11 protein-coding genes are annotated in these 15,365 nt (G+C 47.7%); 8 read left to right on the top strand and 3 right to left on the bottom strand.

Features of this window, described 5'->3' with window-relative positions; translation table 11 throughout:
* Nucleotides 1–42 precede the first annotated feature (42 nt).
* The 7 genes from AC3ITG_RS12840 to AC3ITG_RS12810 all read left to right on the top strand — a co-directional run bounded on the left by AC3ITG_RS12840 (nucleotide 43) and on the right by AC3ITG_RS12810 (nucleotide 9,744).
* Nucleotides 43–1,332: a Gfo/Idh/MocA family oxidoreductase gene (locus tag AC3ITG_RS12840; protein WP_413377851.1), complete on the top strand. Its 1,290-nt coding sequence runs from the start codon at nucleotides 43–45 to the stop codon at nucleotides 1,330–1,332.
* Between the two features lie 108 nt (nucleotides 1,333–1,440).
* Nucleotides 1,441–3,258 carry a sensor histidine kinase gene (locus tag AC3ITG_RS12835; protein ID WP_489253926.1) on the top strand — a complete coding sequence of 606 codons (1,818 nt, stop codon included), beginning with the start codon at nucleotides 1,441–1,443 and terminating at the stop codon, nucleotides 3,256–3,258.
* A complete protein-coding gene (locus AC3ITG_RS12830) occupies nucleotides 3,230–4,795 on the top strand; it encodes a response regulator (RefSeq protein WP_489253925.1) in 1,566 nt (521 codons plus the stop codon). The genes AC3ITG_RS12835 and AC3ITG_RS12830 overlap by 29 nt, the downstream gene beginning before the upstream one ends.
* Nucleotides 4,796–4,918: 123 nt before the next feature.
* Nucleotides 4,919–5,833, top strand: a complete 915-nt coding sequence (locus AC3ITG_RS12825) for a carbohydrate ABC transporter permease (RefSeq protein ID WP_063563343.1) — start codon at nucleotides 4,919–4,921, stop codon at nucleotides 5,831–5,833.
* A gap of 5 nt (nucleotides 5,834–5,838) precedes the next feature.
* Nucleotides 5,839–6,678: a carbohydrate ABC transporter permease gene (locus tag AC3ITG_RS12820; RefSeq protein ID WP_063563342.1), complete on the top strand. Its 840-nt coding sequence runs from the start codon at nucleotides 5,839–5,841 to the stop codon at nucleotides 6,676–6,678.
* Nucleotides 6,679–6,757: 79 nt separating this feature from the next.
* Nucleotides 6,758–8,074: an ABC transporter substrate-binding protein gene (locus AC3ITG_RS12815; RefSeq protein ID WP_413377846.1), complete on the top strand. Its 1,317-nt coding sequence runs from the start codon at nucleotides 6,758–6,760 to the stop codon at nucleotides 8,072–8,074.
* 23 nt (nucleotides 8,075–8,097) lie between these two features.
* On the top strand, nucleotides 8,098–9,744 hold the full coding sequence (locus tag AC3ITG_RS12810; RefSeq protein ID WP_489253924.1) for an MGH1-like glycoside hydrolase domain-containing protein: 1,647 nt from the start codon (nucleotides 8,098–8,100) through the stop codon (nucleotides 9,742–9,744).
* Nucleotides 9,745–9,906: 162 nt separating this feature from the next.
* Here AC3ITG_RS12810 and AC3ITG_RS12805 read toward each other — a convergent pair whose 3' ends face one another.
* On the bottom strand, nucleotides 9,907–10,251 hold the full coding sequence (locus tag AC3ITG_RS12805) for a hypothetical protein (protein WP_413377843.1): 345 nt from the start codon (nucleotides 10,249–10,251) through the stop codon (nucleotides 9,907–9,909).
* A 120-nt stretch (nucleotides 10,252–10,371) separates the two neighbouring features.
* Here AC3ITG_RS12805 and AC3ITG_RS12800 point away from each other — a divergent pair, with 120 nt between their 5' ends.
* Nucleotides 10,372–10,773, top strand: coding sequence for a hypothetical protein (locus AC3ITG_RS12800; protein ID WP_413377842.1), 402 nt, complete (start codon nucleotides 10,372–10,374; stop codon nucleotides 10,771–10,773).
* A 231-nt stretch (nucleotides 10,774–11,004) separates the two neighbouring features.
* Here AC3ITG_RS12800 and AC3ITG_RS12795 read toward each other — a convergent pair whose 3' ends face one another.
* A complete protein-coding gene (locus tag AC3ITG_RS12795; RefSeq protein WP_489253923.1) occupies nucleotides 11,005–14,178 on the bottom strand; it encodes a bifunctional cytochrome P450/NADPH--P450 reductase in 3,174 nt (1,057 codons plus the stop codon).
* A 379-nt stretch (nucleotides 14,179–14,557) separates the two neighbouring features.
* Entirely contained in the window at nucleotides 14,558–15,112 is a 555-nt protein-coding gene (locus tag AC3ITG_RS12790; protein WP_489253922.1) for a glutathione peroxidase, read from the bottom strand.
* Nucleotides 15,113–15,365 lie beyond the last annotated feature (253 nt).

Raw genomic sequence — 15,365 nt, 5'->3', positions numbered from 1 at the left:
TCCTTGTTATAGTCTAGAGCTATATTCAAGGAGGCGATAGACATGAGTAACAAAAAACGCTACGTATTGGTCGGAACAGGCGGCCGTGCTGAATTTTTCTATGGAGCATTAGCCCAAAATTTCAGGGAAACATCCGAACTTGCAGCTTTTTGTGATATTAACCAGATCCGCATGAATTACGCCAATCAGCTGCTGAGGGAAAAATATAAATACAATGAGGTGCCAACCTATCCTGCAGATCAGTTCGATCAAATGATTGAGAACGAGAAGCCGGACTTCGTCATTGTAACCAGCATCGACCGCACCCACCACAAATACATCATTCGGGCAATGGAGCTTGGCTGTGATGTTGTGACTGAGAAGCCCATGACCATCGATGAGCACAAATGTCAGGATATTCTTGATGCCGTCAAGCGGACTGGACAAAATATACGCGTCACCTTTAACTACCGCTATGCGCCGCACCATACCAAGATACGTGAACTGATTCAGAATGACACGATCGGAAAAGTGACTTCGGTCCACTTCGAATGGCTGCTAAATACGCGCCATGGCGCAGATTACTTCCGCCGCTGGCACCGGGACAAGCGTAATAGTGGCGGACTGCTCGTGCACAAATCCACGCATCACTTCGACTTGGTCAATTTCTGGATCGGTTCGCAGCCTGAGACCGTTTTCGCATTTGGCGATCTCATGTATTATGGTAGAGAAAACGCTGAGGAACGAGGCGTGACCCAGTTTTACACTCGCGCAACAGGCAACCCGCTTGCGCAAGAAGATCCTTTTGCCCTGCACCTGGATTCGGATGCACATCTCAAAGCCATGTATCTGGATGCTGAGCCGGAAGACGGCTACCAGCGGGATCAAAGCGTATTCGGAGATGGCATCAACATTGAGGATACGATGGGCGTTCTTGTCCAGTATCAGAATAAAGCCATTTTGACCTATTCACTGGTTGCATACCAGCCGTGGGAAGGCTATCGCATCGCCATTAACGGCACTAAAGGCCGGATCGAAATGAACATTGTGGAACAATCCTATGTTAACTCGCTGGGTGACAAAAATCTTGAAGGTGCATTGATTGGGAAAACACTGCGGGTCCTTCCCATGTTTGATGCCCCGTACGAGGTTCAGGTCGAGGAAAAAGAAGGCGGCCATGGCGGAGGCGATCCTGTACTTCTGAATGATCTGTTTGGAGAGCCAGCGGAAGATCCATACCACCGCGCTGCCAACCAGTTGGATGGAGCGAGATCCATCCTCACCGGAATTGCAGCCAATCGCGCCATAGCAACTGGTTTACCTGTTCGCATCAACAATCTGGTTCGTTTCTAGGAACGCAAGGCCGCTCCAACCACATTTAATTAAAGGCTGCGTATATTACGCAGTCTTTTTTCACATTTTGACGACGGCATTCAAGTCTATTCGCTTAAGGAGGAACCCATGTTTTTCTCATTAAAAAGCCGCCTGATCGCCTTTATCGTTGTGCTCTTCGTTCTCTGTTTTGGCACACTCTCCTTCCTACTCTTTAAGGAATCACGCACCGTAATTCGTTCCTACATTGAATCCTCTGCTCTTGAGAAGATGGAGGAATACGGCTCCTATGTCGATATGGTTCAAATGCAGATCTATGATGTAGCCTCTCTTGTCTTCAACAGCGATATCGCCAAGAACTGGGATAACGCGATAACTGATCCCAACCTACCTGAAGGGGAAAAGATGCTTGTCAGTCTGGCGATGAGCCGCTTTCTGACCCAGGCTACGAACAGCTACACCAGTATCTCCGATGTATCCATCTATCGACGAAATGGACTGCGGATTGGCAGTGAGAATCAAGTAACGACTGACCCTCTCTTTTTGCAAGAATCGTGGTACAAAAATTTCTTCATCTCTGGAAATCACTGGTTGCCTGCACATACCGATCAACATGAAAACATAAGGGATCATGGCAACCCGGTAGTTAGTCTGCTGATGCCCCTCGGGACTTTTCACCATGCTACAGCTCAGAATGTGATGAAAATTAATGTCAGCGAATCTTACTTTCTGGAACCGCTTAACCGAATCCATCTGGCCGAGAGCAGCACTATTTTTCTGCTGGGCGAACAAGGAAGCCCTATTCTTTCACAACAGGCCAATCAGCTTGGTGCCGAAGCTTTAGCAGAAATCGATAAGATTCGGAACAACTCGCTCAAATCGGGTGTGATGTACCTGAACAATGATGAAGGACAGCGTGACATTCTGGTATACAAAAAGCTGGGGCGTACGGGCTGGATGCTGGCTGGTCTGGCACCGGAAAAAGAGCTATATTCTTCTCTTCACAAACTTCAGAGTACTATCCTGGTGGTCACCATTGTTCTCATTCTCGTCTCTTTGTTTGCCGCTGCATGGCTCTCTTATGGCGTCACCAAACCTTTAACACGACTAGTACTGGCTATGAGACAGGTACAGCGCGGCGCATTCGATCAAGCAGAGTCCCTTCTACCTCCAGATAAAAATGTAAAAAGCGAAGTCAGTTATGTCATCTCCACTTTCCGCTACATGATCAGCCGATTGCGACAGCACATCCAGAATGAATTCGAGTTGAAGCTGCTCCGCCAGCAAGCTGAGTATAAAGCGCTACTCATGCAGATTAATCCTCATTTTATGTTTAACACGCTGGAACTGGTGAGCAGTCTCGCCATGCAGCGCCGAACAGATGATACAATTCAGGTCATTGAGGATCTGGGCAAAATGATGCGATTCTCCATGAATACAAGTGAAGACAGGGTACAGCTTGCAGAGGAACTGGCTTATATCCGGCACTATATCTCCATTCTGCAAACCCGTTTCGGTCATAAGCTGGACATTACTCTGACACAGGAAGGCAGGCTGGATTCCCTGGTCATCATCAAATTTATTCTTCAGCCGCTTATTGAGAATGCCTTCAAATACAGCTTCCAGCATCAGACGACGGCAGAAGTACACATCCGGATCTCCAGACGGAATAACCGCCTGCATTTCAACATTTCAGACAATGGGCCCGGGATTCCAGCCGAAATCATTCAGAAACTCCATGATCCTATTGAAACATCTCAGCTGGAACCCCTATTGCGAAGCCAAAGCTGGCACATTGGACTGGGTAATGTGGTTGCACGCTGCCGCTTGCATTACGGAAGTCTGTTTGCCATTCAGATCGAGAACGGAGAACATAACGGCACGTCTATTGAACTGATTCTACCCGCACAGGAGGAATATGATGTACAACGTATTGATCGCAGATGACGAGATCGAGGTTCGCGAAGGACTAAAATTGAAAGTGAACTGGCAAGACCTGGGCTTTGTCATTTCAGGTGAAGCGGCAAACGGCATCGAAGCGGAAGATCTTCTGAAAGCTGAACATTTTGACTTGTTAATTACAGACATGAACATGCCTGTCATGGATGGCGTCCAATTGCTGGACGTTTGCCGAAGCCTTAATCCTTCCATTCAAATTATGATCATCACTGGATATGAAGATTTCCACTATGCCAGAGCAGGTGTGCGCAGCCAGGCCATGGACTATTTGCTGAAGCCTGTAACCCGGGATGAACTGAAAACCACTTTAAATAAAATCAAAGATGAGTTGGATAAAAAGACACAGCTGCACGGCGATTCCGAAATGATGCAATGGCGTCTCTCCCAGTATTACAAAGAAATGAAGCAACGTTTCCTGCTTGATCTTGTTAGGGGACACCGCCTCCCACCTTCTTCACTGCCAGAGCGGATGCGGCTGTTTCATCTGGAATCCTGGCAGGATCACAGCGTCTGTTTCATCACCGCTGGCATGCGAAACTCCGGTATACAGACTGCCTCAGTGGAACGTGTTCCCGAAAAGCTCTACCTTCCCTTTGAGCTGCTTTGTCACGAAATGGCTCAATCCTATCCAGATAACGTGCAAGTATTCCATGACGGAGCCCACCCTGGAATCATGCATTTCATAACATTGGAAGGTATTCAGCACGAATTTGCTCAGCAGATCACAGCACAGACCCGCTCTGTCTTAACGATGGATGTACAAGTTGGATTGGGATTGTCCGTGTCTGGGTTTGAGCGCTGGAAAGAAGGCTATATTCATTCCCTATTGGCATGGAACTCTGCTGGACGCAAAGGTGCACAGGACCGTGTGCCCGTAGTAGATCATAGTCCATTACTGCCTGAGGAAACCAGTCGCATGCTGCATCGTTGCCTCATTCGTGGAGAGCTGGATTCCTTCCGCAGCGTGATTCGAAAGGAGCTTGCTGACTCATTTCGGATATCCACTTCCCATATGATCCGAAGCCTTTTTCAAATTTCATTATTGTTCGAACAGGAATCCTCGTGGATTTCCCCGGAATGGGTGCTTTGGCTAAAGACTCCAGACCAGGCAGAACTGCTGCTGATGCATTGGGCGGAAGATTTTGTGAATCAACAGCAGCCATCCGAGGTTGGAGAAGATACGGTTATTGAATCGGCCAAACGATATATCGAGGAAAATTACATGCTGGAACTGACATTAACTTCGTTAGCTGAGCAATATAACTACAACTCTACCTATTTTTCAGAGATATTCAAAGAAGCTGCCGGCATCTCTTTTATTCAATATGTAACCGAGGTGCGAATGAAACATGCCATACGTTTACTTAAGGAAACCCAACTAACCGTTTGGGATGTTACAGAGCTGACAGGCTTCCGTTCCCCAAGCTATTTCAGTTCAAAATTCAAAAAAATGTTCAACATAAGCCCTTCGGATTATCGTTTGCTGCATTCCGAAAAAATTGATAATCATGATCCGAAGAAATGAGATTCCAGCTTCTCCCCCTCCCCGGTATGATGAATTTACCAAGAGAATCGCCGCAAATATTGTAAGCGGATTCAATTCTGCGGTGATCACGAATTCACATCCAATCCTGAAGGGAGGCCTATGATGAGAAAGCTGTCCAAGCCGTTATACGGCCAGCAGAATATGACAGCCTATTTGTTTCTGCTGCCCTGGCTCATCGGACTTTTCTGTCTGACACTCGGACCGATGGTTGCGTCGCTCTACCTGTCCTTGACGAAATTTAATTTGTTAACATCACCAACGTGGACGGGGCTCAGCAACTATGTCCAGATTTTTACCGAAGACGATACCTTTCGCAGATCTTTGGGGCTAACGTTTTATTATGTATTTCTATCCGTTCCGCTAAGGCTTGCCTTCGCCCTACTTGTAGCGATGGCGCTGAACAAAGGGATTCGGGGACTCGGCTTATACCGGACCGTGTATTACATCCCTTCCCTATTGGGAGGCAGCGTCGCTATTGCGATCGTCTGGCGTCAGATTTTTGAGGGAAGTGGTTTGGTCAATCAGTTTCTGAGCTGGTTCGGAATTACCGGACCCGCCTGGATTGCCCATCCCGATTATGTGGTCTATACGATCGTCACACTCTCTGTATGGCAGTTTGGTTCGGCCATGGTTATCTTCCTGGCTGGCCTAAAGCAAATTCCAGCCGATTTATATGAAGCTTCGGACGTCGACGGGGCCGGAAAGGTACGCCAGTTCTTTGGCATCACACTACCGATGCTCTCGCCTGTTATTTTTTTCAACCTGATCATGAGCATGATCAATTCGTTTCAAGCCTTTACACCCGCTTATGTGATCGGGGATGGACGCGGAGGCCCGCTCGACGCTACAATGTTCTATACCTTGTACCTGTATCTGAAAGGCTTCTCGTTCTTTGATATGGGTTATGCTTCTGCCCTGGCGTGGATCATGCTGGTCATTATCGGGGTATTCACCGCAATCGTCTTTCTCACCTCGAAATTCTGGGTGTTCTACGGCGACAATCAGGAAGGGAGATAGTACACATGCCACTAAAGCGACGTTTGGTTCAAGCCGGGAGGCATGCCGCCATTATCCTCTTCGGTCTGCTGATGTTGTATCCGGTGTTATGGTTAATTCTCAGTTCATTTAAACCGAATCATCTCATCTTCACCAATAGCAGCCTGATTCCAACCAGCTTCACCCTCGATCATTTTGTGAATGGCTGGAAAGGATTGCAAGGGGTGTCGTTTGGCCGATTCTTCGGCAACTCGGCGCTGATCTCAGTCATGAGTGTGTTGGGAAATGTGATTTCTTGTTCCCTTGCAGCCTACGCCTTTTCCAGATTGAAGTTCAAGTTCAAAGGCCTGTGGTTCAGCATTATGCTGGTCACAATCATGCTTCCTTACCATGTAACCCTGGTACCTCAGTACATTCTGTATAACGAGCTGCATTGGATTAATACGTATTTCCCGCTCATTCTGCCCAAGTGGCTGGCACAGGATTCCTTCTTCATTCTGCTCATGGTTCAATTCATCCGTGGTATCCCACGGGAGCTGGACGAGAGTGCAACTATTGACGGTTGCGGGCAATCGCAGATTTTTTTCAGAATCGTGGTGCCTCTTCTCGTTCCTGCCCTGATCACAACAGCGATCTTCACCTTCATCTGGAGCTGGGATGACTTCTTTAGTCAGATGATCTACCTGAGCAAAATTGATCTGTTTACCGTACAGCTTGGGATTCGGTCATTGTTCGATCCATCGGGACAATCGGATTGGGGCGCACTGCTCGCCATGTCCACGCTTTCTCTGCTTCCTGTGACCATCATCTTTCTGGTATTTCAGCGTTATTTTCTAGAGGGGATTGCAACGACTGGGCTGAAGTGATTACGAAATACCTCTCCAGACGCAATACGTGTACAACAGATATTATGTTTTTCATTATCCATTGTCAGGGGGATTTCTCATGTTCAAACGATTAATGATCACTGTTATAGCTTCACTCCTGTTATTGGTGACTGCCTGCTCTGGAACGGATCATACCGGCGCTGATGAGCAGACAGGAACAAAGACCGCGGAAGACGGGCAAGTCGAACTGCGCATGATGTGGTGGGGCGATCAAAAACGGGCAGATATTACGAACGAAGCCCTGAAGGTTTTTCAGGAGAAACATCCGAATATTAAAATTGTAGGTGAATTTGCGCCTTCCTCCGGATATTTCGACAAGTTGAATACACAGCTGGCGTCAGGTACGGCACCGGATATTTTCTTCCTTGGGGGTAATGTGGTTGACTACGCCAAGAAGGATGTGCTTTTGAACCTGGACCCTTATGTCGGTAGTGAACTGAATCTGGATGGCATGGATGCCACCATGGTTGAGTATGGGCGTCTTGATGGAAAGTTGCAGCATATTTCCGCTGGTGCGAATGCACGGGGTATTGTCGTTAATCAGGCGCTATTCGATCAAGCGGGAATCCCTTTGCCAGCTTCGGATTGGACTTGGGAAGATTATGCTGCGATCAGCAAAGAACTGTCCGACAAACTCGGCAAGGGCTATTATGGAACCTATAATTTCACGGTTGACGGTATGGACATCTTTTTGAAACAACGCGGCAAACAGCTATATGATATGAAGAATGGCACGCTCGGATTTGCAAAAGAAGACATTTTGGAATGGTTCACTTACTGGGAGCAAGCTTCCAAATCCGGAGGTGTGGTCACTCCTGAATTGCAGGTTTCCAATCCACCGGATGATACGAGTAAATCCTTGCTTATTACGGGCAAGGCGGCTATGAGCCTACTTCCTTCGAATCAACTGGCTGCTTTCCAGAGTCTCACGGAAGATAAGCTAATTCTTTTGCCTGTACCAAGAGGTCCAAAAGGAACTGGGGTTGTATTTGAGTCCAGTCAGGGGTTGTCCGGTTATGCGAATACCAAACATGCAAAAGAAGTTTCGATCCTGATGGATTTCTGGATTAATGATCCGGACGCAGCCAAAATTCTCGGCAACGACCGCGGCGTGCCCGTTACGGAAGCCAACCGCAATCTGCTTCAGCAAGAAGCGGGACCTGTTGAGGAGATCGTATATAATTACACCAGCTTTGTATCTGAAGCTACGAAAACGGAGCCTTTTGACGTGAGCTATAATCCTCCAGGATTCGCTGAATTCTCCAAGCTGGCCCAGACAACCAACCAGGAAATCGGCTTTGGCCGAAAAAGTGTGGAGCAAGCTGTGACTGACTTCTATAATGGCACCGTTCGAATTTTTGAATCCAATCAATAAATAACCGCTACAAGGAGGTCGACATGACAGAAGCCCTGCTGAACAAGCTGCGGCAGATCTCGATCCACGATCATGTGCAGCCAGGTAAACCGGAAGATCAAAAGTTAATACAGGAATGGCAGGCGTCGGGTGTTCGATTCTCGGCATCCGGCGGAAGACTGGAAGCGACTTATTATTCCGCATTGGAGAAGTTACTGACTTGCATTGTGCCCCTGAACGGCAGTGAGCCCATCCTTCAGGAAGGTGGCATCTATCTGGGTTGCTGGCTGGAGAGTACAGGCACCATTAATGCGGAGCTGCTGTCACGTCTGATTCCTTCCGTATCGGAAACGACCTATCTCGCTTTTGCCCGACACCAAAGAGAAGATGGATTGCTGCCTTATAAGCTAACGGAGAACGGTCCATCCTTTCGCCAGATTCAGCTCGTTACACCATTGGCACGAAGCGTATGGAACCACTACCAACTTCATGGAAAGAACCGCTCCTTCCTGAAGACCATCTACAAGGCCATGGTACAATACGACGAATGGATTGCAACGTATCGCAATACCCGAGGGACCGGCTGTGTGGAGGCATTTAGTACCTTTGATACCGGGCATGATCTGTCCCCCCGGTTCTGGCATGTCCCGGATACACCATATATGAATGATGCCGCGTCCTACCATCCGGACTCTCCAGTTCTGCCTTTTTTGGCACCAGACTTAACCGCCAATATGTATTGCCAGCGCATGTATTTATCCCGAATGGCCGAGGAACTTGAGGAGTCTGGTGGTGAATGGAAAGCAAAAGCTGAAGCCAGCCTGGAAAGTCTCTTCCGCTACTGTTATGACGAAGAGGATATGTTCTTCTACGACCGGGATCGCAATGACGAATTCGTCAGGGTACAGTCCGATGTGCTGCTGCGCGTGATGGCCTGCGAGGTGGGCGACCGTGAATTGTTTGATAACATGCTGCGCCGGTATTTGCTGAATACAAGTAAGTTTTTTGCCAAATACCCGTTTACCTCCATGTCGATGGATGATCCACGGTTCGATCCGTTCTCCTCTTATAACAGCTGGGGTGGAGCATCCAACTTCCTGAGTCTGATCCGTGCACCACATGCATTTGAATATCACCATCGCTATGTGGAATTGACCTGGGTACTGCAACCCATCTTGTCGTCCCTTTCCAAAGCAACGCGCTTTGCGCAGGCTTTAAGTCCATGGACTGGGGAGGAAGGTTTTACCGAAACCTATTCCCCCTCCATTCTTTGCCTGCTTGATTATGTGGAACGGTTATGCGGCATTATGCCGGTTGGAACGGACCAACTGTGGTTTACCGGTCTTCTCCCCATCGACATGGATCATGGCGAAGAAGTCGCTGGTCATACGGCGTATAGCCGCACGATGAATGGACTGCATTTTGAATTGGTGAACACGCCAGAACGGGTAACGGTATATCAGGATGGTAAGATTCTTATGGAGGGGCCAGCAGGAATTCGGTTAATTACGGATCAGGGTGGACATTTGGAAGGCGTCATCGGAATGAGCGTGCGCACGATTGAGGGTGAACTGATCTATCGAGGAAAATCCATTCCGATTCGAATCAAAGGAAATGAACTCCAGCGGTATGCTGAGGGAAGCTTAAAAACAGAACGGGATATCGGCATCATCTATCCTTCCTATCGCTAGTGCGTTGAAGTAAGTAGTGCGCTCGCCTCAGGAACAATAACAAGGCCATTCCCGATGAATAGTTGCAACGCCAAAAGCGCAAGTGGCAAGGGTAGCTCCCCTGTACTTGCGCTTTTACGATTTTACTATCCTAATGGACTGTCCACGAAAATGAACCTTCGCTTATGCTTTCCGCTCCCACGCAGGGTGGCGATAGAACTCAATCGTATCTATATAGTTCACCGTGTACTTCTGTTCAACTTCCGACAGCTCCAGCAGCTTTCTGTCAATTTGTTTCAAACCCATGACCACATCATGCCGGAGAAGATCCATTGCGATTTTGCCTACAAAGCCGCCTTCCATCTCTTTATGTTTATTCCGAAATTCTTCATTATAGATCAGTTCCGGTGTAAACGATGCTTCAACAAATGCGTTGACAAGCGTAAGCTCATTACCCTCTATCTGTACCGCGATATAATAGTTGCCACGTTCATCCCGAATGAGGTCTTTATACATTTCCACGTCCATCTGAATCACTCCCTATATCTTAAGTTGTACCTTATCATGAGTAACATGGGCGCCATTTTGCTCACCTCTTGCCCTCGTCCATTCATATAGTAGGTATAAATGGCGAACGGAGGATTGCTTATGAATTGGCACCAACTTCATACAGGAAAAACACTTCAGCAGCGTCTGGCCGAGTTCCAGGGACATCTGGCAGAACTGAATGCTCCATTGTCCGGTCTGGAACCTGGAATCATTAGCAAAGTATTTCCGCGCAATTTCATCAAAGTCAATCGGCAGCTATTTATTCCACTCAGCTTGTTTTCCATTCGTGTATTTGATGTACCACGAGCACGGCGAGGCATACGGGTAGGCATCCGCACGGTATTCCCATCCGGAAACGCATTTAACAATATCCGACTTGTTGGTGTTGGACTGGATTACATTGAGCTGCAGGGAAAAGGTAAATTCTCCTCACGTATTCTCTTTCCGCTAACTCAGGTCGAATCGATCTATCGTCCAACGAATAAAAAGAAGAAATCATGAGACCAGACATAGCTGAACTCATATCTGTACCTGCAATCGCCCGATTAGAGTTACGATTCATACCTTGGGTCAACCCCATGTCATGATATGCATATTTCTCTTTCCTAGTATAACTCATACGTGCATGGATCTGCTCGGATATTGTGCCATAGCAAAAAGCGGTGAGCACAGAACCCCTCTGTGTCTCACCGCGCAGATGCCTATCCATCATTGGAATCAGGAACGTATCACTCAGATACCTGTCCACACATCTTTGGCATAACGACCTTCCTGCTGCAAACGTTCTAACCACGCATCGGCTTGCTCCGTGGAGTTGCCGCTTACTTCAGCGTATGCTTTCTTGAGTGTTGCTTCAACATCAGGTGCCATCTTGCTGCCATCGCCGCAAACATACAGATGTCCACCCTGTTCCAGCAGAGGAATCAATTTGTGGGCATCATCTCTCATTAGATGCTGCACGTAACATTTCTCTTCCCCGTCCACGCGGGAGAAGGCGGTATGCAGCTGGACAAGACCCTCTTGCTCTGCTGTTTCGAGTTCATTTTTATACAAATAATCATGTTCAGGGTTGCGACATCCAAAATACAGATGGGCCTCACCAACCTGCTGACCCTGTTCCTTCAGTACACGTCTTGCCTGCAGGAAACCACGGAATGGAGCCACGCCCGTCCCCGGACCAACCATAATGATCGGAGCCTCTGCATTTTCTGGCAGTTCGAACCCGGACTCAGGCGTGCGTATGAACATGACTACCTCTTCACCCGGCTTCAAGTTTGCTAGATAGTTAGACGCTATGCCTTTATATTCTCCCTGACCACTCCACGCCGGAGCACGCACTACGCTGACGGTTATGCTTGCCTGCTCTGGCTGCACTCGTGGTGAACTGGAGATTGAATAATATCGGGCTTTCAGGGAAGGCAGCAGTTCCAAGAACCGTTCGAAAGGCAGCTCACATGCTTCGTATTTCACCAGATAATCCAGCATAGATATGCGTTTCTTACGCACTTCTTCCATGTATACAGACTCATCAAGAAGCGCTTCGAGCTCCTTCTTATGCGGTGGACACACTGTGTACGCCGCGAGTTCCCTCAGTTGGGCCCGAGTTGCTGCTTCCTGAAGTTCCACACTGTGACTGAGCAGATCGACCAAATTAACCGGTTGGTGCAATGGCAGATGAGCTGCGCTGCGACCAGAGGCATCAAGAACCAGATGTTCCGTACCTGTGAATCCATATCGTTTCAGTACTCGTTCTACGAGCTCAGAAGGGTTTTGCGGTAAAATGCCCAGGTGATCGCCTTCCTTATACGTTGCGCTTTCCGGCAGTTTAATCTCCAGATGACGTGTGCTTCGTTCACTGCCCGCATCATGAAGTTCCCGATTCTCAAGCACTTCAGCAACGTGTGCATCATACGTATCCGCGAGCGGCGTTACCGCCAGTCCGCTGACAAACTGTACTGACAAGGAACTGCGCTCACTACCTGAGCTTGTGTTCAACTTGAGGCCCAGAGTTCGTGCCAGATCCGGCCATAGTTGCTCAGTCCAGTCTCCAACCTGTTTCTCAAAGTCCCCGCTGGCATCACTTTCTCCGATGGGTGATAACCGTTCTGCTCCTTTGGAAGATAACTGCTCATCAATCAAACGCGGGATACGCTGGTACGTGCTGGCCCAGTTGTGATCCCCACATCCGAGAACGGAGAATCGAACGCCTTGGAATTCCCCTGCATCCGCATGTTCAATCCACTCGACGAAATCCTTGGCATTGCTTGGTGGCTGACCATTGTAGGATGCGCTCACAATGATGACGACGCCTTCCTTCGGAAGTTTGCCTACACGATCATCCAGGGTAGCCACCTCACTGCGGAAGCCCTGATATCTTGCGGTATCTGCGATTTCACGCGCAATGCCTTCCGCAGTCCCGAGATTGGATCCATACAGGACAAGCATCGGGGTGTGATGGGCATTTGCTGTATCCGGCTCTTGTCTTTTGGCAACCGGAGTCGGTTCCTCCACGGCAGCACCCGGCACAGCCATGACCGGTTGACCCCCGCGTGCACGAACACGGATCGTGAAGTTATCGGGTTTGAGCGTCAACGTTTCTTTCACTTTCAACTGATAGTCCGCATGATCGATGAATTCAAAATGCTTCAGGACCATACCTAGCACAAGTGTTGCTTCCTGAAGGGCGAATTGCTGACCAATGCAGGCCCGTTGACCATTACCAAATGGTTTATAGGCGTCATGTGGCACCTTGCTCGGATCTTCGAACCGTTCCGGACGGAATTCCTCCACATCGTCTCCCCAAGCGTCGCGGTCCCGGTGCAGCTTGGGAATGAGTACACTGACACTATCCCCTTTTTGCAAAGGATATTTCCCGTCCAGAACAAGGTCTTTCTTCGCGTATAAGGAGAATGCTGGAGCCGTAGGCCACAACCGCAATGCTTCGTTCAGAACCATGCGAACATATTTCAGATTGCGGACCTGATTGTATGTTGGAACCGGATCTTTTAGAATCTGATCTGCTTCAGCTTGAGCCTTGGCGAGTGTATCCGGATTTTTCATTAAATAATAGATGGCAAAGGACAACAAGCCACTCGTCGTCTCATGTCCAGCAATCAGGAAGGTGATGATCTGGTAACGGATATTTTCATCGTCCAGCGTTTCCCCGGTTTCCGGATCCTTGCCACTAAGCATGTGGGACAACAGATCGTCCGCCCCTTCCTGGGGCTGCTCCTTACGCTCCGCAATAATATGATCCACCAGTGAGTACATCGAACGGATATCCTGCTCAAACTGTTTCTTTTTGGTGATCATCAGCTTGTCTTGCAGACGCAAACGCTGTAACGAACTCATCGATTCATCCAGCGCTCGAACCATGCTGGTAATGAAGGGATGCGGTTCTTCCCGGTAAAAGCTGTTAAATCGGTAGTTGAATCCACACAATCCAATCGTATCCAGGGTGAGACGAGTCATATCATCAGGTACGTTAACCGTCTCATCCGGGTTTAATCTGGACCATTTCTGCACCAGCTGTACAGCGAGATCAATCATTTTGTTGTGATATCCCTGCATCGCACGCTGGCTGAAGCTGGGCAGCAACACATTGTGAGCTTTTTTCCAATTAGGTTCTTGAGTCCAACTCGTAAACAGGCCATCTCCGGCAAATGCACGTACCTTCTCCAGCGGTGCCCATACCCGTTTATCGAATTTGGATTCGTCGGTTACCTCGGCTACCAGTTCGTGACCTGAAATATACAATTCACTTCGGCCAGGATAATCCATTCGAAAAATGGGGCCATACTCTTCAGCGAGTTTCACCAGGGATTGTACAGGCTCATCGGTATTTAACTGTGGTAAGTTTCCTAAAGGCCCAAAAGTTTTGGGTTGGGGAACTGAAATTTGCGCCATAATACTCACTCCTCTTCCAAGTAATACGTTCGACTAAGAAATAATACCTTCGTTCAACTACGACTTCAGATCAATAGACATGACTTCATTTTCTGCAAATTTTCATATTTCATCCAGATAACCTGAAAATTATACCGGAACCAACTGACCAAAATGGTATATTGGTCAGTTTAGATTAAAAAAAATGGGTTCCTTCGTTATCTTTCTTTTACCCTAACATTTCCAGTCCTAATCTTCAACAGTCTCAAAGTCGTAGGACCAATGGGTATCCATCCGAATTGGCATGAGTAAATTCCCCCTTTGGTCCCTACATATAGAGATTATTTTGCTCTGAACGAATACTAGAATTTCGAAGATACACAGTTCACTCAAACTCAAACTAGGCCTGTCTCAGTAGGTTCCGAATCGCAGACTCCATCTCTATCGGTGCAACCGTAGTCTCATTGCGACCACTCACTTCCCCGGTTCGATTAATCAGAAATTTGGTGAAATTCCATTTGATCCCGTCTCCCCGGTATAATTCGGAATGTTTCTCCTCGAGGAATTGATCCATCCACCGACCTTCTTCCGATTCCATATCATAACCCTCAAATGGGGCCGTATCGACCAGATAGCGAAATAAAGGATGTATGGATTGTCCGGTAACCTCGATCTTCTCAAAAATCGTAAAGGATATATGAAAATGATTCCTGCAATACTGAGCTATCTCATCATTACTGCCCGGTTCCTTGTGATTAAACTGATCACAGGGAAACGCCAGGATCTCCAGCCCTTGATCACGATACTGCTCATACAGGTGTTGAAGCTCCGTAAATTGTCGAGAGTAACTGCACTTGCTGGCTGTATTCACGATAAGTAGCACTTTCCCCTCAAAAACAGATAAATCGCCCGTGTGTCCATCCATGAATGGAACCTGATAAGTAAATATACTCATTCATAACGCCTCCTTGGTCGGTTCTCACATGAACCCTCTCTTGAAATGGATTATACCGCGCTTATCTTAATAGGTTAAATATATAATAATTATAATATTAATAGTTTTTATCTATAAAATATTTTATCTACTGCCATATGATTGAATGGCTCATTATCCCTTTCATAATGGACATACTAGAAATAGAAAAAACTGCCCTTCGCAGATAAAAAGCTGCTTTTGGACAGTCATTCGTGATGATATGCATTTCGAA

The organism is Paenibacillus sp. GL_099_B, assembly GCF_057835695.1.
The sequence above is the reverse complement of the archived record's forward strand: the minus strand, read 5'-3'. Positions and strand labels throughout refer to the sequence as shown.

Excerpts from the sequence above, each read along its gene's own strand:
- AC3ITG_RS12790 (WP_489253922.1), bottom strand. The coding sequence starts at position 15,112 with ATGAGTATATTTACTTATCAGGTTCCATTCATGGATGGACACACGGGC.
- AC3ITG_RS12840 (WP_413377851.1), top strand. The coding sequence starts at position 43 with ATGAGTAACAAAAAACGCTACGTATTGGTCGGAACAGGCGGCCGTGCT.
- AC3ITG_RS12795 (WP_489253923.1), bottom strand. The coding sequence starts at position 14,178 with ATGGCGCAAATTTCAGTTCCCCAACCCAAAACTTTTGGGCCTTTAGGA.
- AC3ITG_RS12800 (WP_413377842.1), top strand. The coding sequence starts at position 10,372 with ATGAATTGGCACCAACTTCATACAGGAAAAACACTTCAGCAGCGTCTG.
- AC3ITG_RS12810 (WP_489253924.1), top strand. The coding sequence starts at position 8,098 with ATGACAGAAGCCCTGCTGAACAAGCTGCGGCAGATCTCGATCCACGAT.
- AC3ITG_RS12815 (WP_413377846.1), top strand. The coding sequence starts at position 6,758 with ATGTTCAAACGATTAATGATCACTGTTATAGCTTCACTCCTGTTATTG.
- AC3ITG_RS12830 (WP_489253925.1), top strand. The coding sequence starts at position 3,230 with ATGATGTACAACGTATTGATCGCAGATGACGAGATCGAGGTTCGCGAA.
- AC3ITG_RS12820 (WP_063563342.1), top strand. The coding sequence starts at position 5,839 with ATGCCACTAAAGCGACGTTTGGTTCAAGCCGGGAGGCATGCCGCCATT.
- AC3ITG_RS12805 (WP_413377843.1), bottom strand. The coding sequence starts at position 10,251 with ATGGACGTGGAAATGTATAAAGACCTCATTCGGGATGAACGTGGCAAC.
- AC3ITG_RS12825 (WP_063563343.1), top strand. The coding sequence starts at position 4,919 with ATGAGAAAGCTGTCCAAGCCGTTATACGGCCAGCAGAATATGACAGCC.
- AC3ITG_RS12835 (WP_489253926.1), top strand. The coding sequence starts at position 1,441 with ATGTTTTTCTCATTAAAAAGCCGCCTGATCGCCTTTATCGTTGTGCTC.